This is a genomic window from Sedimentibacter saalensis (assembly GCF_007830175.1).
Classification (GTDB): Bacteria; Bacillota; Clostridia; order Tissierellales; family Sedimentibacteraceae; genus Sedimentibacter; species Sedimentibacter saalensis.
This window is the reverse complement of sequence record NZ_VLKH01000003.1, coordinates 107,713-121,852: the sequence shown is the minus strand read 5'-3', so window position 1 is coordinate 121,852 and position 14,140 is coordinate 107,713. Positions and strand designations below refer to the sequence as shown.

Genomic DNA, 14,140 nt, shown 5'->3' with positions numbered 1-14,140 from the left:
CGGAGCTCGTGTACGCCTGGGCTTTTAAATCAAAAAAGTTGTTATCTGAGGGAGAGCACAAGGCTCTCCCCTACGAACTTAGATTTCAAGTTTACTACAATTACAAATATTAATTAATTTAATGACTTTATCATCAATCTGAATATTTAATTAAATAAATACTCATGGAGGATTAGAGAATGAAAGATAATAAGAAAATATTATTTTGTCTTTTGGGTAGTTTTATTTTAGTCTTACTTAAAACATTTGTGTATTATGAAGCGGGGATGAGCTTTATTGATACGAGTATAATCGGAGGTAATTTTTATAACACTTTTATAAGATTTATAATTAATTTATTTTCTTTTTCAGGTTTTGTTTTAACTATCGTATTTGCTATAATATTGATTATAAATAACATTAACTTAAAAAAATAGTCAGGGGTTTACATGTCTATTATTAATGCCGGCTCTGGATCTGTGTCAATATAGTAGACACAGATCCATATTTATAGACCGAGTTTTAAATATAAATAAGTTAAGAAATGAGTAACTATATGTATGCAAAAAATATTAGTATAATTATAATCTTATTAATATTAATAAGTATTTTAACAGGATGTAATGATACTATTGATAAACTCACTAATAATGAACATATAATTAATAGTACAGATAAAATAAACAATAGCAATGATGCTGTAAAAATAGGTGAAATGAACATAGGAAATAGAAAATGTCTTATGATAAAAGATAATAATACTTACTATATAGATTCTAATGATAAAAACAAATTGTACATGATTGATAATCAATTTAAAAACAAAATACTGGTTTGTGATAAATATGTTTTAGAGATAGTAAGTGTAACAGATAATGAAATTTATTTTATACAAGTTACAAAACAAAATGAAAAGCCTAGCATGTATGATGTATGCTCTATTAATAAAAATGGTGATTCCTATCAGGTTGTTATAAGCGATGTTATTATATCAGCAATATTTTTAAATGATAAAATATATTACTATAGAACAACTGATGAAGTGGCAGATATGGCTGGTAACATGTTTTGTAATTTTAATAGTTTTGATATAAACTTAAAAGAGGAAAAGATTATAGATGAAAAAATATTACATGACAGGCAGCCAGTTCTATATAAAAATAAAATTTTTTATATAGGTACTGATCATAATTTCATTGAGTATAATCCTGATACAGAAGAAAAAAAGAAACTGAATGTAAACATAGAATTTTTCTATAGATATTCCGATGATAATATTTATGCTTATAAAGTCAATACCGTAGAAAGTACAATCTTATCAGATAATACCAAAATGGTTATTATGCCTGAAATGGAAGAAATATACTATATATGGGAAATGAATGTTACAAAAGATTATATATTCTTTTTAGCGCAAGATACAAAAGAAAAAAATGAAATTTATAGACTGAACTTGTATAGAATGCGAAAAGATGGAAGCGAATTGAAAAAAATATATTTTACAGATTATACTCGAGATATAATATTTACAGAGCATTTTATATATAATTTTGGTGATAAATTATTATTATATGAGAGAAATGAGAATAATTACTTGTCTAGTAGAAATAAGTTTCAGCTTATAGATTATGAAGGCAATGAAATTGATTCATCTGTTTTTAATTATAAGTAAAGGTGTTAGTATATAGGTGTGAACTTGTTGAAAAATGTATAACGAATTATGTAAGATGATGTGAGATGGAGGTAACTAAATTAAATAATTACCTCCTTGATTGAAGAGAAGAGAAGTTATACCCATTCCCAATCGGTAAGCCATATACCATAAGTAAGTGACCATAATCGTTTTTGCAGTTTTCCGTCCACAACTCGGTATTTCCATTCTGTTTGTTCTGCATTTATCACTGCACCGCCATTTACTTCAGAACTTGCTTTTTCTGCTGCGTATACAGCATGGTTTGATATAAAAGCTGTGCTTAGACACATTAGAAGAATGCCAATAATGGAACAACGGATTAAAATGTTTCTTATTTTCAATTTATTCACCTCCTTCACATTCATTTGCTATTTAACAGGTAATAATGAAAATGGTTCTGTATCGATGTTAGGTATATCACATCTGTATTTGCCGTCAGCATATAAGGAATAAGTGCCGTTTTCATTAAGTATCAAATATGAATTTTCTGGGTTAATGTCAAAAATTTCTTCTTGAGATTGTGCTGGTGCAGAGTAAACAGGTTGTATAACAAGCTTGTACGATGCTAAGAAGGTCAATAAAATCATGGAGCACATCAAAAGAATATGAAATTTGTGCTGTTTTTTACTGCTGGAATTATATTCAAGCACAAGATTAAATCTTTGTTCAATTTTTTGTGTATTATTTGTGCTGACTAGTGCAGCACAGTTCATAGGAGTAGTATGAAGCACAGTAATGTTTCTTGCTTCACGGATGACTTTTAAGATGCTCTCCAGGTAGCTGATGCGTCTTTGTTCATCCATTTGAGACGTAATGCTTAGGTCACATTGAATTTCCAAAATATGATCCAATTCTCTCCTTAATAAATGAACAAAAGGATTCCACCAAAACACCGAGCATAAAAAGTACATGGAAAATTTAGCCCAAGCATCCTTATTCAAATAATGTGTCCATTCATGAATAAGTATATTTTTCAGTTCATCATCTGAAAATGTTATATCAGGAAGACAAATAACAGGTTTAAAATATCCTGCTATCATAGGAACTGTGATTTCTCTGGATTTTATTATTTTAACTTTTGTATTTCTATAGCTTTTGGCTATAATCTCATCCATGATCGAAACAATTCTTATGTCATGAGTTCCGGAAATAGCATTCACAGAATGATAAAGACTGATTGATTGGTGCACATATTTTAATAAGTTATATATACCTCCAATGAACCAGACAGCAATCAATAAATCATGAATATGTATTGAAATATCATTATAAACGGTAAATAATTGTTTGTTAAAAATATCCATAATGGCAGGAAAAATTTTATTTGATTCGATGACAATGGCATTTGAAAATTCAACAAAATAAATCAAACGAAAAATTCCGGAAACAATCAACAATATTAAAGGAATGAGGCTAAAATTGATTATAAAGCTATTACGCCTGCGCAATAAAGCAATAATAATAAAAAATACGTTGCACAGCAGTATAGAAGTAATAACCGAGAAAGGAGTTACAGTCATTTTCTATCGCTCTTCCGTTCTTTCAGAATAGCCTCAAGCTTATCCAGAGTTTCACTATCAATATCCTCATTCTGAACAAGTGCAGATACAAGACCTGTTATAGCAGATGATTTTGATTTAAGATAGTTTGCTCCCTGCTTAAACTGCATAATCTGATATTCCTCCTGAGTAACTGCTGCGGAATATGTTCTTCCATAATTTTTACCTGTTTTTACGAAGCCCTCTACCTTTATTGCACCTTTTTCTAATAAGCTGTTCAATAAAATATGAATTGAACTTTTTTTCCAGGAACGTTCTGTAGAAAGCTCAATAATCTCAGAGCGTGATAAAGCCTTATCCTGCGACCACAAAAGATCCATAATTTCCTGTTCATTTTTTGTTAACGAAAATGAATTGTTATCCATAAAAATACCTCTGTATATTTAAATTATTAAATAATATTGAATATCATTATATTATAAATAATATTATAGGCTGTTCTTATTAGTATGTCAATGAAAATTATATCCTAAAGGCATTTTGTTAAAGCAACAAATAGTTAATTGATATATAGCACGAGTGAATCATATATTGACAAATTAAATTGCAAAATATATAATACAGTAATATAGAATATAAATATAAAATTGATTAAGTTGAGGGGAACTTATGAGGTTTTATTGGTGTAAGATTTTGGCAATGATGTTTTTGTATTTGGTTTGTTGTGAAAGCATGGGGGAACATATATCAACATAATTTTATTTGATAAAGTTATGTTGATATATGAGGAATAAAAGGGGATGGATGGAACGATACACGGTTTTTAAGGGGGTTGACTATGGTACGGGGTTATTGACACCAATATGACAATAGTCCCGTCCCTATGACATCAGTGAATGTTATAGTCTATAATAGAATTTAATTCACATGTTTTATATGGGGAATGTAATGGATAATATGTCTATGGAAGTATTAATTAAAAAAGTATATGCTTTTGCTTTCCGATTAACAGGATCTGAAAATTCAGCATGTATTTTAGCGGAGGCGGCAATTAATAGGATGGTTCAGGCATCAGATTTGAGCAATAACATGTCTGAAGATTTTTTTATGTGTATTGCAAAAGATATTTGTAATATTTACATTAGCAACCCCAAGCCACTTACGTACGAAGATTGTGAAGAATATGAGAAAAAAGCTGATGCAAATATGCTGCAAAAGATTATACTATCTCTTGAACCATTGAACAGAATAACAATAATATGGAAGGATGTTTATGGTTTTAGTTTGAATGAAATAATTCCTGCGGTTAACCAGCCTTATAATATACTTCAACAAGTACTGGCTTCTACAAGACATCAGATAATAGTACAAACGCTAAAGGAAGGGGAGTTAGGTGAAAAAAGCATATGAATTATTATAATATCTTATAATACGCAGGATAGACCAAGTATGAAAACTTGATATACAAAAAAAGGCTATTGGCATTTCAGCCAAAAGCCCTATACTTCATTCTGTTGTTTTTACATTTGTGTAGTCAACCTTGTAAGCTTCGCCTTCTTCAATAATTATGTGACCTGATTCATAAGGGCCGCCGTCAATTGTAATGTACACTTCTTCAACCTGGTAATAGTCTCCCAGTGTATTTGTGAGGCACTGAAGTATCATTGCTTCAAAGCCGCTTCCTGCATTCATTTCTGTAACAAATTCCTTTGAAAGGTCAATGTGTACGCTGTTTCCCTGCTCATCGAAATAAAGGTCGTTTATTTTTGTGTTTGGGCCTAATACTTCATAAACTGACAGGTCTTTAACATTTTTTTCTATTATATCCTTTGGTTCCTCATTGGTGTTAAATGAAATCTGAACATCAACAGCATGAATTGTAATTCCATCAACATCAGGATAATAAAGTGTTATGGACTGTATGAAAGGCTGATTTTTTATTATTTCTGATATGGTGGATGATACTTCATATCCCTCGCCAATATTAACTGTCTTAATAAGCCCTGTGTCCTTGGCATAGTAATCAATAGTCTTGCCTTGCTTGCCTTCTGTTGTAACTTCTAAGGCTTCAAAATTACCCATCTTTGTGACAATTTCTTTTGCTACATTTGTTATGGTTGACGTTGCACCACTGTCATTGGTCCAGCTGTTTCCTTCTTCCAAGGGTTCTTTTAAAAGTATTCTTCCGCTTGTATATTCTTCATCTGTGAAATTTTCCCTGAAGTATGTTTCACCTCGGTTTAGAAGTTCAAGAAGCTGCCCGTCTTTTATTTCCAGCACCTTGACAATTTCAGTGCCGCCATTGTCAGTCCTGGTCTGAATTCTGTTATCTTTAATATAATCAACGTATGTAGTCATGAATGCAAATTCATTGCCTTCGCCTTCATAAACATATTTTGTATTCTCAGTGAATGGATAATAATTTTCAATTTTAAGTGATGGAGTTTCATTATTGTCATCCGGCGGATTTGCTTCATTGGCGCAGCCTGTAAAAAGCATTGCTGAAATAATGACCATGGTTATTATTTTGTTCATATGTACCTCCTAAATATAGATAAAAATATTATACCCATAATTCTCCTAATTAATAATTTTTGGATAATTTTAAATTTTGGATAATTTTAAATTTATTATTGACAAATTACAGTTATTGTTATATCATTCTTTTTAATATATTTGCTTTGAAAAGAAATAGTAAATATGCATGGTCTATAGAGAGGAAGCTGCTGGTGAAAAGTTTCCGTCCCGCTGCATGTTGAACCCATCTTGGAGCTTTTGGGGGTAGCAACCCAAACGGCAAAACCGTTATTTACATGAGATGCTGCATATTAATGCGGCAATTAGAGTGGTACCGTGGATAATCCGCCTCTTAGTATTTAAGGGGCGGTTTTTGTGTATGACCTAACCAAATTGTTGTGAGCGATAGCGAAGCAAGAATTGCTGGTAGGTAAGACGCAATGAGTTCCCAAATTATGCGACCGAAGGGAGCTGATAATTTGGTGAACGAAACTGCGGTGTTGATACAATCAAGAAATGCAGAAAGAATTAATATTGATTATCAAATAAATTAATACCAGCTATGATAAGAAACAGTAAATGTGCAAGGTCTATAGAGAGGATACTATTGGTGAAAAGTATCTGTCCCGCTGTATGTTGAACCCGTCTTGGAGCTTTTGGGGATGACCCAAACGGCAAAACCGTTATTTAAATGAGATGCTGCATTATGCATGCAATTAGAGTGGTACCGCGGAATTCCGCCTCTTAGTATTTAAGGGGCGGTTTTATTTTATTTAAATGCATAACAAAATATCAAATACAAAATATATATCAGGAGGATATTATGAAAAAAGAATTAGGAATTATAGGAATAGGAAATGTAGGGTCAATGTTGCTTCACAAATTCATGGAGTTGGATTTGGTGAAGGAAGAAAATATTTGTGTTGCAAACCGCTCTTTTGAAAAATTGGATAGCCTTGAAAAGAAATACAAAGCGCTTACTATCTGCAAGAGCAATGAAGAACTTGTGCAAAGCTGCGACAAAATTATGATATGCGTTGAACCATTGAATCTGCCAAGAGTATTGAAGGAAATAAAGCCATATTTAAATGAAAACAAGTATCTAATGATTTCAACATCAATGGTTGCCCACAAGGACCTTATAAAATTCCATAATGGAAGCATCACAATTTTTATGCCAACGCTGATTTCAATGGTTAACGGCGGAGTTACAATTGCATGCCACAATGAAAATGTGAAGGATGATGAAAAGAAGTTCTTTGAAGAACTCATGGCAAATTTCAGTGAAGTTAAAGTTATGGGAGAAGAAGACATTAATCTGAGCCAGAACATGACAGCAAGCTTTCCTGGATTTTTCGCTGAAATTATGCTTGAATTTGTAAAATCAGCATCGAAAAAGAGCAAGAACGTAACAGACGAGGAACTTGAACACATGTTGTTGGTTTCACTTCTTGGAGCTTCAAGACTTCTTCTTGAAAAGAACATGAGCTTTGAAGAAACAATAAACAGAGTTTCAACAAAGGGTGGAATCACTTACGAAGGAGTAAAGGTGTTTGAGAAAATGCTTCCTGATGTATTCGACGCAGCCCTTAATGCATCTACAGGAAGATACAACGTGATTACTGAGCTTGCTTCAAAGGAAGCAAAAGAACTTTTATAAAAAAATAGCAGCTATGCTGCTATAAGGTTGATGACAAAGTTATTTAAATTAATTAATATTGGTAATTATCGGTGAACTTGAAATCTAAGTTCGTAGGGGAGAGCCTTGTGCTCTCCCGCATATAACAATTGGATTAATTACCCGGGCGGACACAAAATCCGCCCCTACGGCTTGTAGAATCGGGGTTTGTCAATGGACTGAGCAGTTCTGCTACTCTACCTCCCCTGCATTATTTTATTTTCCTTAGTTTTGTTTGTGCAGGACCGTTTTGTATGGATTCCCACTGCTTAAGGGAATCTACCATGTAACCTGCCACATCCATTTCATAAACATCACTTAATAATTTAGAAGAAATTACATCCTTTGTTTTTCCGTAAGCTGCAATTTTTCCCTTATCCAGCAACAGCACGTTGTCAGCAAGCTTCATGGCAAGGTTCAAATCGTGAAAAACTCCTATTACAGTGTGACCTTCTTCTTTTGACCAATCTCTGAGGAAATCCACAAGCTCTGCCTGATGTTTCAAATCAAGATGGTTTGTAGGTTCGTCAAGAAGTATAACATTTGGTTCCTGGGCTAACGTCCGTGCAAGGTAAACCCTTTGAAGCTGGCCTCCTGACAATGTGCTTATCTGCTTGTTTTTCATGCTGTAAAGTCCAACTGCCTTCAGACATTTGTCGGCATATTCCCTGTCCCTTAAGGAAGGTTCCTTGAATGTACGTCCATTCATGTGCAGATATCTTCCCAGAAGAACTGTTTCATAAATGGTGTATGAAAAATATATTGTTGATATCTGGCTCATGACTGCTATTTTTTCGGCAACTTCCGTTCTTTTCATGTCAGAGATATTTATTCCGTCTATTTCAATAGTTCCCATGTGTGGAATCAGTCCTGATATTGTCTTAATGAGAGTTGTTTTTCCGCAGCCATTGGGTCCTAAGATGCACAGGTTTTCGCCTTCCATGACATCCAGTGATATGTCTGAAATAACATCAAATCCGTTATAGCCTGCAGAAACATTTTTTAAAGTAAGCATTTACAGCTCCTTTCTTTTGGAAAAATAAATATATGCAAAGAACGGTGCTCCTACAAGAGCAGTTATTGCGCCCACAGGCAGCTCAGACGGCGATATGATTGTTCTTGCAGTCAGATCACACAAAACCATGAATGCTCCGCCAAATAGCATTGACATGGGAATTACGGTCTTGTGGGAAGAACCGAAAATCTTCCTTACAACATGAGGAGCAATCAAGTCAATGAAACCTATGACTCCCACAAAAGAAATTGCGCTTCCTGTGAGAGCAGCAGAAAGTCCAAGAAGAATCCACTTTACTTTCTGAACATCAACACCCATGGTGAAGGCTTGCTCTTCACCGAAAGTCATTATGTCCAGTTCCTTTGAATAACTTTCTATTACAATTATTCCAACCAGAACAATGGGTAACAATATTAAAGCATTTGACCAGTCCTTCAGTGCAAAACTTCCCATCTGCCAGAATGTAAGCTGCTCAAGATGTTCCTTTGCCATGGAAGTCAAAAGCGTAAGAATTGCATTGACAAATAGTGAGAACACCATACCTACCAGAATGATGGTATTGTTCTCCAGGTTTTTATCCATTTTGGATGCAAACTTCACTGCTGAAAAAACAGTGACCAACCCGAATGTTAATCCCACTGCCGGTAATGTGAATGGTCCAAGAAAAGGTATGGAAAAGCCTGTGACTATAACAAACGCCGCACCCAGTGATGCTCCTGAAGAAACCCCAAGTGTATATGATGAAGCAAGAGGATTTTTAAGTACTGACTGCATTACAGTTCCGCTTACAGCCAGTGCTCCCCCCACAAGAAATGCAAGTATTGTTCTTGGCAGTCTCAGATTCCATACAATTGAAACGGAAACTTCCTTCACATCCGGATTAAGCGGCAATCCAAATATTTTGCCGGCTATTATATTAATAATGTGGCTTCCGGGAACATAAATGCTCCCTAAGCCGATGCCCATCATGATTACTATTATGCATATAATGATGGACAAAATTACTTTTATTCTGGTTTTCATTTTTTAAATACTTCCGGATACACAGCTTCTGCCATTTCCTTCAATGCTTTAACAACATTGTGGTTTGATAGAGAGCTTGCTGAATTGTCGATGTAATAAACATCATTGTTTTTAACGGCTGTCATGTTATCCCAACCGGCTCTTGATTTTATTTCTTCAGTTGGATTTTCAACGTAGCTGACATTTGTAAGTATTATGTCCGGATCTGCTGCTACAACGGATTCATCAGATACGGAAATCCATTTTTCCTGATCTGCAAATATATTTTCTGCACCGATCAGCTCAATCATTTCATTTAAGAATACTCCGCTTCCAAAGCTGTACAGATTTGGTGCAGCAGCTATTTCAAAATAAACTGATTTCTTTTCTGTTATTTTTGATGACAGTTCAGTGATTTTAGATATTTCTGTCTTCATTCCCTCAACAAGTTCTGTTCCTTTTTCTTCATTCTTCAGGGATTTAGCCAGGAACATTATGTCTTCGTATATTCCTTCCATGCTGTCGCTTGATGGTATGTAGACAAGGCAAATTCCTAAGTCTTTTACAGGCTTGAACGGGTCACCTCCGTCGCTCTTGCTCATTCCTGATGCAATAACGAGGTCAGGTTCAAGGGCAACGAGCTGTTCAACATCAGGCTTCATTATGTCAAATAGAGGCAGATCTGCAGGTATTCCTTCTATGTCTTTGGAATATTTGTCAACTGCAATTAGTTTGTCTCCGTAACCCAATGCTACAATAATTTCTGTGTTTGAAGGGGACATGGATATTATCTTGCTTACTTCTTCAGGAATTGTTATTTCATTGCCTGCCCTGTCTGTTGTAGGGAGACTTTGTGCATTTGACTCTTTATCTGGAGTTTGCTGTTCTGTTTTATTTGTTGGTTCCTGCACTTTTTTTTCAGGAGCCAGATATTTGGAACATCCCGTCATTGATGCGACTATCAAAAGTATTGATGCCATTGTAAATAATTTCTTTTTCATAATAATCCTCCGGTTTATTTTAAACACCTTTGCAATAAAAAAACGTTCCGAATAAACGAAACGTAAATTACCACAACCAGCTGGAGTGAATATCCAATTTATTTTGCTATCGCTTTTCTTCCTGGAAAGCATAGCATTTGCGGTATTTACGCAAATAATACTGGCAGGTTTTCCGACTCAGAGGTCATAGCAATTTTTTACCTTCCCAGAAGAATCCAGTGGTTGCATGTGCATAAAAATCGCTCTCTCATCACGGCAGCAGGACTGTTTAGGATTTTAACCTAATTCCCTATTATCGCTTGCGCGCACCAATATCGAAAGATGTTTAGTTGAGTAGAGTATATTATAATTAAGCATTTTTGTCAATTGAAGATTGATTGGAAAAAATGAATTTACGCATACAAAAAGCTTAAATAGTTATTGACAAAAGAACATATTTTTAATATTATGGTAAGTAATTAAATATTTTGCTATGAAGAAGAGGAGTAGGTTCATAAACTTTACAGAGAGTGAAATCCATGGGTTGAAAGATTTCATAAGAACATGTGGACTGAAGGTAGCTTTGGAGCATTTAATCTGAAACAACAGTAAGATTAAACGGGTTGCCGTTATAAAATTAAGAGCCAGAAATGGAAATTAGGTGGTACCGCGGGTTTTCTCGTCCTTTTAGGATAAGAACACCCGCTTTTTGTATGCCCTAACCCAATTGTTGCGAGCGATAGCGAAGCAAGAATTGTTGGTAGGTCAACCGCAATGAGTTCCCAAATTATGCGACGCAAGGAGCAAATAATTTGGTGAACGAAACTGCGCTGTGTTGATTCAATCAAGCAGTGTTGAAAGAATTATTGATAAATAAGACAGCGATTTGTCAACCGCAATGAGTTCTCAAATTATGCGACGCAAGGAGCAAATAATTTGGTGAACGAAACTGCGCTGTGTTGATACAATCAAGCAGTGTTGAAAGAATTATTGATGAATGAGACAGCGATATGTCAGACGATTGGTCGCACAGCCGCAACAAGAACCAGCACAAAAAATAAAATTAATATAGGGAAAGGAACTAATTATGACAACGAATATACCAAGCAAGTACAATCCAAAAGAATTTGAAGATAAGATTTATGATATTTGGATGGAAGAAAACTGCTTCAGAGCAGAAGTTAACAAAGACAAAAAACCATTTACAATTGTGATGCCGCCTCCAAACATAACAGGACAGCTTCACATGGGGCATGCACTGGACATGACTTTGCAGGACGTTTTAACAAGATGGAAAAGAATGCAGGGCTATGAAGCTTTATGGCTTCCGGGATCTGATCATGCCAGCATTGCAACTGAAGTAAAGGTTGTTGAAAGACTTAAAAAAGATGAAGGCAAGACAAAAGAAGAAATAGGAAGAGAAGAATTCTTAAAACGTGCATGGAAGTGGAAAGAAGAATACGGCGGAAGAATTGTTCAGCAGGTTAAGAAGCTTGGAAATTCATGTGACTGGTCCAGAGAAAGATTCACCATGGATGAAGGCTGCAACGAGGCTGTAGTTGAATTTTTCATTAAGCTTTATGAAAAAGGACTTATATACAGAGGAAACAGAATAATCAACTGGTGTCCTGACTGCCATACAACTTTGTCAGATGCAGAAGTTGAGCATGAAGATATACCGGGAAAATACTACTACGTAAAATATCCATATGTTGAAAATCCTGAGGAGTACTTTGTTGTTGCAACAACAAGGCCTGAAACAATATTCGGAGACGTTGCCATAGCAGCTCATCCTGATGATGAAAGATACAAACACCTCATAGGTAAAAAGGTTATAGTTCCTCTTGTTGGAAGAGAAATCCCAATAATAGGAGATGAGTATCCTGACATGGAAAAGGGAACCGGAGCGCTTAAAATAACTCCATGCCATGACCCTAACGACTTTGAAATCGGGCTTAGACACAATCTTGAACAAATCAACTGCATGAACGAAGACGGCACTATGAATGAAGAAGCTGGAAAATACAAAGGAATGGACCGTTTTACATGCAGAAAGGAATTTGTAAAGGAACTTGAAGAAAATGGATTCATGGTAAAAACAGAAAGTACTGACCACAACGTAGGTACATGCTACAGATGCCACAACATAGTTGAACCAAGGGTTTCAGACCAGTGGTTTGTTAAGATGAAACCTCTTGCTGAACCTGCATTAAAAGCAGGAGAAAACAAGGAAGTTGAATTTGTTCCTGAACGTTTTACAAAAATATATACTCACTGGCTGGAAAACATAAGAGACTGGTGTATTTCAAGACAATTGTGGTGGGGTCACAGAATTCCTGCATACTACTGCCAGGAATGCGGAGAAATAATGGTTCAAAAGGATGCTCCTCACAAATGTACTAAATGCGGCAGCACAAACATCAAGCAGGACGAAGACGTTCTTGACACATGGTTTTCATCAGGTCTGTGGCCATTCTCAACATTGGGCTGGCCAAACCAGACAGAAGATTTCAAATATTTCTATCCAACAGATGTACTTGTAACAGGTTATGACATAATATTCTTCTGGGTTGTTCGTATGGTATTTTCAGCCCTTGAAATGACTGGAGAATCTCCTTTTAAAAATGTATTTATTCACGGTCTCGTAAGAGATGCTGAAGGAAGAAAAATGAGCAAGTCTCTTGGTAACGGCATCGACCCATTGGAAGTTGTTGACCAGTTCGGAGCAGACGCTTTGAGATTCATGCTCATGACAGGAATTTCACCTGGAAATGATACACGCTTTAACAATGACAGACTTGAATCAAGCCGTAATTTTGCAAATAAGCTTTGGAATGCATCAAGATTTGTTCTCATGAACATTGACGGTGATTTAATAGATGAAGAAACTGCAAAAGCAAACTACAAGACAGAAGACAAATGGATTATTTCAAGAATGAACAAGGCAGCAAAGGAAGTAACATACAACCTTGATAAATTTGAGCTTGGAATGGCTGCTCAGAGAGTTTATGACTTCATCTGGAACGAATACTGCGACTGGTACATTGAAATAGTTAAACCGAGACTTTACGCAGATGAAGGAACTGACAAAGACACAGCAAGGTTTGTTCTCATAAAAGTTTTAAAAGACATGCTGAAACTCTTGCATCCTTTCATGCCTTTCATAACTGAAGAAATATGGTCATTCCTGCCTGAAACCTCTTCAAGGTTAATAAAAGCTGACTGGCCGAAAGCTTCAGAAAAAGAAAACTTTGAAAAAGCTGAAGCAAATATGGAATTCATAATGGAAGCAGTAAGAAGCATCCGTAACACAAGAGCTGAAATGAATGTTGCACCTTCAAGAAAAGCAAGAGCCATTTTTGTTCCATCAAAGGATGAAGCTGTTGAATTTATTCAGACAGGCGCTCAGTATTTTGCAACTCTTGCAAACATCACTGAAATAAAAATAGTTCATGACAAGACACAAATAGGCGAAGACACTGCATCAAGCGTTATGGAAGGAACTGAAATATACCTTCCTCTTGCAGACCTTATTGACTTTGAAAAAGAAATAGAAAGACTTGAAAAAGAAAAATCAAGGCTTCAGGGAGAACTTGACAGAGTTGTAGGCAAGCTTAACAATGAAAAATTCATGAGCAAGGCACCTGAAAGTGTAGTAAATGAAGAAAAAGAAAAAATGGCTAAGTATGAGTCAATGATGGAAAAAGTTGTAGAAAGGCTTGAACATCTGAAAGCAAAATAGCAGTTGATATTTCTTACAAATACTAATAAAATGTA

At 35.2% G+C, this 14,140-nt stretch carries 12 protein-coding genes, 1 riboswitch and 3 other annotated features; of the genes, 5 read left to right on the top strand and 7 right to left on the bottom strand.

Annotated elements, in window-relative coordinates:
• Positions 1-179 precede the first annotated feature (179 nt).
• Both LY60_RS05815 and LY60_RS05810 read left to right on the top strand, forming a co-directional pair.
• Positions 180-416: a hypothetical protein gene (locus LY60_RS05815; protein WP_145081271.1), complete on the top strand. Its 237-nt coding sequence runs from the start codon at positions 180-182 to the stop codon at positions 414-416.
• A gap of 119 nt (positions 417-535) precedes the next feature.
• On the top strand, positions 536-1,651 hold the full coding sequence (locus tag LY60_RS05810; RefSeq protein WP_170226116.1) for a DUF5050 domain-containing protein: 1,116 nt from the start codon (positions 536-538) through the stop codon (positions 1,649-1,651).
• A 116-nt stretch (positions 1,652-1,767) separates the two neighbouring features.
• Here the strand turns inward: LY60_RS05810 and LY60_RS05805 are convergent, their stop codons facing one another.
• From LY60_RS05805 to LY60_RS05795, 3 genes are read right to left on the bottom strand one after another with little or no spacing between them, the layout of a single operon-like run.
• Positions 1,768-2,013 carry a hypothetical protein gene (locus LY60_RS05805; protein WP_019230553.1) on the bottom strand — a complete coding sequence of 82 codons (246 nt, stop codon included), beginning with the start codon at positions 2,011-2,013 and terminating at the stop codon, positions 1,768-1,770.
• Between the two features lie 27 nt (positions 2,014-2,040).
• Positions 2,041-3,192: a M56 family metallopeptidase gene (locus LY60_RS05800; protein WP_145081262.1), complete on the bottom strand. Its 1,152-nt coding sequence runs from the start codon at positions 3,190-3,192 to the stop codon at positions 2,041-2,043.
• Positions 3,189-3,596, bottom strand: a complete 408-nt coding sequence (locus tag LY60_RS05795; protein WP_145081259.1) for a BlaI/MecI/CopY family transcriptional regulator — start codon at positions 3,594-3,596, stop codon at positions 3,189-3,191. Before LY60_RS05795 ends, LY60_RS05800 begins: the two co-directional genes overlap by 4 nt.
• Before the next feature lie 538 nt (positions 3,597-4,134).
• On the opposite strand from LY60_RS05795, the gene LY60_RS05790 reads away from it, so the two are divergent.
• Positions 4,135-4,581, top strand: coding sequence for a hypothetical protein (locus LY60_RS05790; RefSeq protein WP_145081256.1), 447 nt, complete (start codon positions 4,135-4,137; stop codon positions 4,579-4,581).
• A 96-nt stretch (positions 4,582-4,677) separates the two neighbouring features.
• Here the strand turns inward: LY60_RS05790 and LY60_RS05785 are convergent, their stop codons facing one another.
• Positions 4,678-5,706: a GerMN domain-containing protein gene (locus LY60_RS05785; protein ID WP_145081253.1), complete on the bottom strand. Its 1,029-nt coding sequence runs from the start codon at positions 5,704-5,706 to the stop codon at positions 4,678-4,680.
• Positions 5,707-5,843: 137 nt separating this feature from the next.
• Positions 5,844-6,044 (top strand) — a binding site (T-box leader).
• A gap of 197 nt (positions 6,045-6,241) precedes the next feature.
• Positions 6,242-6,436 (top strand) — a binding site (T-box leader).
• A 75-nt stretch (positions 6,437-6,511) separates the two neighbouring features.
• Here LY60_RS05785 and LY60_RS05780 point away from each other — a divergent pair.
• Positions 6,512-7,348 (top strand): NAD(P)-binding domain-containing protein, encoded by an 837-nt coding sequence (locus LY60_RS05780; protein ID WP_145081251.1) that lies wholly within the window; start codon positions 6,512-6,514, stop codon positions 7,346-7,348.
• 229 nt (positions 7,349-7,577) lie between these two features.
• On the opposite strand, the gene LY60_RS05775 is transcribed toward LY60_RS05780, so the two are convergent.
• Genes LY60_RS05775 through LY60_RS05765 form a run of 3 tightly spaced genes read right to left on the bottom strand, consistent with a single transcriptional unit; the run spans position 7,578 to position 10,384 of the window.
• Positions 7,578-8,381, bottom strand: a complete 804-nt coding sequence (locus LY60_RS05775; RefSeq protein WP_145081246.1) for an ABC transporter ATP-binding protein — start codon at positions 8,379-8,381, stop codon at positions 7,578-7,580.
• Positions 8,382-9,404 (bottom strand): FecCD family ABC transporter permease, encoded by a 1,023-nt coding sequence (locus tag LY60_RS05770; RefSeq protein WP_145081243.1) that lies wholly within the window; start codon positions 9,402-9,404, stop codon positions 8,382-8,384.
• Positions 9,401-10,384, bottom strand: a complete 984-nt coding sequence (locus LY60_RS05765; protein WP_145081240.1) for an ABC transporter substrate-binding protein — start codon at positions 10,382-10,384, stop codon at positions 9,401-9,403. The genes LY60_RS05770 and LY60_RS05765 overlap by 4 nt, the downstream gene beginning before the upstream one ends.
• 145 nt (positions 10,385-10,529) lie before the next feature.
• Positions 10,530-10,712: riboswitch (cobalamin riboswitch) on the bottom strand.
• Positions 10,713-10,847: 135 nt separating this feature from the next.
• Positions 10,848-11,053: a binding site (T-box leader), on the top strand.
• 397 nt (positions 11,054-11,450) lie between these two features.
• Here LY60_RS05765 and LY60_RS05760 point away from each other — a divergent pair.
• A complete protein-coding gene (locus LY60_RS05760) occupies positions 11,451-14,105 on the top strand; it encodes a valine--tRNA ligase (protein WP_145081237.1) in 2,655 nt (884 codons plus the stop codon).
• The last annotated feature ends 35 nt before the right edge of the window (positions 14,106-14,140 follow it).

Excerpts from the sequence above, each read along its gene's own strand:
- LY60_RS05815 (WP_145081271.1), top strand. The coding sequence starts at position 180 with ATGAAAGATAATAAGAAAATATTATTTTGTCTTTTGGGTAGTTTTATT.
- LY60_RS05810 (WP_170226116.1), top strand. The coding sequence starts at position 536 with ATGTATGCAAAAAATATTAGTATAATTATAATCTTATTAATATTAATA.
- LY60_RS05800 (WP_145081262.1), bottom strand. The coding sequence starts at position 3,192 with ATGACTGTAACTCCTTTCTCGGTTATTACTTCTATACTGCTGTGCAAC.
- LY60_RS05795 (WP_145081259.1), bottom strand. The coding sequence starts at position 3,596 with ATGGATAACAATTCATTTTCGTTAACAAAAAATGAACAGGAAATTATG.
- LY60_RS05790 (WP_145081256.1), top strand. The coding sequence starts at position 4,135 with ATGGAAGTATTAATTAAAAAAGTATATGCTTTTGCTTTCCGATTAACA.
- LY60_RS05785 (WP_145081253.1), bottom strand. The coding sequence starts at position 5,706 with ATGAACAAAATAATAACCATGGTCATTATTTCAGCAATGCTTTTTACA.
- LY60_RS05780 (WP_145081251.1), top strand. The coding sequence starts at position 6,512 with ATGAAAAAAGAATTAGGAATTATAGGAATAGGAAATGTAGGGTCAATG.
- LY60_RS05775 (WP_145081246.1), bottom strand. The coding sequence starts at position 8,381 with ATGCTTACTTTAAAAAATGTTTCTGCAGGCTATAACGGATTTGATGTT.
- LY60_RS05770 (WP_145081243.1), bottom strand. The coding sequence starts at position 9,404 with ATGAAAACCAGAATAAAAGTAATTTTGTCCATCATTATATGCATAATA.
- LY60_RS05765 (WP_145081240.1), bottom strand. The coding sequence starts at position 10,384 with ATGAAAAAGAAATTATTTACAATGGCATCAATACTTTTGATAGTCGCA.
- LY60_RS05760 (WP_145081237.1), top strand. The coding sequence starts at position 11,451 with ATGACAACGAATATACCAAGCAAGTACAATCCAAAAGAATTTGAAGAT.